The following is a 2,538-nucleotide window of genomic DNA, read 5'->3' as shown; positions in this document are numbered from 1 at the left end:
GCGCAGCCATTGGCGCGTGCATGAGCCGCCAGGCATCCTGGCGCAGCGCCATCAGCTTGCGCGTCAGGCGTTTCCCTTCCGTTGTGCTTCATGATGAACCCGCCATCCCGGGTCCGCCCGCAGTAGTGGGTGAATCCGAGGAAGGCGAAGGTCTCGGGCCGCCGCTCGCCGCGCCGCTGATGCGAGAGGGCCGCGAACCGGCCAAACTCGATCAGCCGCGTCTTGTGCTCATGAGCATCAGGCCGAAGTTGGCCAGCCGAACCTTGAGGGCCAGGAGCATCTCGTCTGCTTCGGCGTTCTTCTCAAAGCCCATGACGAAGTCGTCAGCGTAACGCACGATCACAACGAAGCGTGTGCATGGCACGACGCCATTGGTGGGCCCAGAGATAGAGGTATTGCAGGAAGTTGTTGGCGAGGAGCGGACTGATGCCCGCCCCTCGCGGGGAGCCCTGTCCGTCTCTTGCTTCTCGCCGCTCTCAAGAACGCCAGCCCGCAACCACAGCCCGATGAGCCGTAGGATTCGAGGATCAGCGATCCTGTGCGCCACCATCCGCAGCAACCACTCGTGGTGGACCGAGTCGAGAAGCTGCGAATGTCGGCATCGAGCACCCAGTTCACACGCTGGCTCATGATCGCTGTATGCAGGGCATCCAACGCCATGTGAGGGTTCCGCCCCGGTCGGAAGCCGTAGGAGAACCCCAGGAAGTCGGCCTCGTAGACAGCACTCAGCACCTCAGACACCGCGCTTTGGACGATCTTGTCTTCCAGCGCCGGCACCCCGAGCGGCCATTAGCCGGCACCGGCAGTGACGGTGCTAACAGATAATCCGGTCGACACCATGGCGGCTTCGATCCGTTCGATCATCTGTCCCTCGTTGATCTCCCCGGTGGTCACGGCAACATCGAGAACTACCCCGCGCAGATCATCGACGATGCTGTTTGTATGCGGGCTCCAGACGGCGGTTGCGGGCGTTCGTTGCCATGCTCGCATCGGGATCCATGATGCAGACTTCTTTGAACTTTCCTGTCTTGCGGCTTGTTCTGATCGCTGCCTCCGCATCTGCATTCGCCGCGCTCGCCGCTTCAAGGTGGCGCACCACCAAGCTATCCCAGCTGACGTCGCCGCGGATTAGCGAGCATCGACATGAATGACTTCGCCCTTGGCGATTTTGGCGTCGATACAGGCTTGTACAGTGCGCTCAAAGATCCGCTGGAACCGTCCTTCACCCCAGCGCTGGCAGATTCTCGTCAACGAAGAATGATCGGGCAATACCTCATGGAGGCCGTAGCCGACAAACCACCGGATCGCGATGTTGACCTGCGCCTCCCGCATCAGCCGGCGATCATACACAATTCCAAGCAGCAAACCCGCGAGCATCAGGCGTACAGCCACCTTGGGATCGATGCCGGGGCGGCCATTGTCGTTGCAGTAGAGGTTCGCCACCTCGTCGCGCAGCCAGGACAGATCCAGCACACGATCTACCCGCGCGAGAATATGATCGCGCTCCTTCCGTCCCAGCATCGCCAACCCCTCCAGAGAATCAACGTTTTCTCAATTGAATCAGCAGGAGAAGACTTCTTCAACAGTCCCTCGCGGCACCTTTGCCATGTCGCGCACAGCCCTTGGTGACGGCCGCCTTGATGCCTTCATGGGCGTCGGAGATGACGAGCTTGACGCCGCGGAGGCCGCGACGGGTCAGCTTGCGCAGGAACTCCGTCCAGATCGGCTCGGCCTTAGACGTGCCAATCTCCATGCCCAGGACCTCGCGCCGGCCGCGACCGAGACGATGCGGCCGCCGCGGCGCACCTTCAGGTAGGTGGCGTCGATCCACAGATATGGCCAGTCGCCCTCGATGGGTCTTTCAAGGAACGCTTTGACCTTGCCGTCGATCTCTTCGCATAGCCGGCTGACCTGGCTTTTGGAGATGCCGCTCATGCCCATGGCCTTGACCAGGTCGTCGACCGAGCGGTCGAGATACCCTGGACGTAGGCCTCCTGGATGACGGCGCTCAGCGCCTTCTCGGCCATGCGGCGCGATTCTAGGAAACCGGGGAAATAGGAGCCCTTCCTGAGCTTGGGGATGCGCCAGTGCGCCAGCGTGCGCATTTCGCAAAAGCCGGACAAGGGTTCCGCTAATTCCCGGACAGTGGTTTCGCTAATGTCGGGACAGTTTGGCGGCGACGGTCCTCGGGTGCCTTGTTGCGTCCATGGATGATTGGTTTCGCCGTTTTCGACGCCGGTCAAGAGGGGCGCGGCCTTTTGCCTTCGCATGCTGTCGCCCCTGGGGCACGATGCGGTGGGCGTTGTGAACGATCCTGACGAGAATGGCGTCGGCGACGGTAGGGTCCGCGATCAGGTCATGCCATCTGGCCACCGGGACCTGCGCGGTGATCAGGGTTGATTTGTGGCGATAGCGTTCCTCGACGATTTCGAACAGATGGAAGTGCTGTTGGTCGGTGAGGGAGTGGGTCCCGAAGTCATCGAGGATGAGCAGTTGCGCGCGGGTGAGTTTGTCGATGAGGCGTGGATTGTGTTGAAG

At 61.5% G+C, this 2,538-nt stretch carries 2 protein-coding genes and 2 pseudogenes; 1 reads left to right on the top strand and 3 read right to left on the bottom strand.

Translation table 11 applies throughout. From position 1 onward, the window contains the following. Positions 1-332, top strand: a 332-nt coding sequence (locus EOA60_RS38390) for a hypothetical protein (RefSeq protein ID WP_206628290.1), incomplete at its 5' end; no start/stop codon positions are given. Positions 333-792: 460 nt separating this feature from the next. Here EOA60_RS38390 and EOA60_RS28400 read toward each other — a convergent pair. The 3 genes and pseudogenes from EOA60_RS28400 to EOA60_RS28390 all read right to left on the bottom strand — a co-directional run. Then, a pseudogene (locus EOA60_RS28400) lies at positions 793-1,500 on the bottom strand (transposase); the annotation flags it as partial. Between the two features lie 92 nt (positions 1,501-1,592). Further along, a pseudogene (locus EOA60_RS28395) lies at positions 1,593-2,084 on the bottom strand (transposase); the annotation flags it as partial. Between the two features lie 70 nt (positions 2,085-2,154). Then, positions 2,155-2,538 (bottom strand): ATP-binding protein (locus EOA60_RS28390; protein WP_281060788.1); only part of this gene is annotated, 384 nt, incomplete at its 5' end.

Origin of the sequence: Mesorhizobium sp. M1A.F.Ca.IN.020.06.1.1 (genome assembly GCF_004023265.1) — a bacterium.
Classification (GTDB): domain Bacteria; phylum Pseudomonadota; class Alphaproteobacteria; order Rhizobiales; family Rhizobiaceae; genus Mesorhizobium.
Note: the sequence above shows the minus strand (reverse complement) of the source record. Positions and strands in the feature narration are given on the sequence as shown.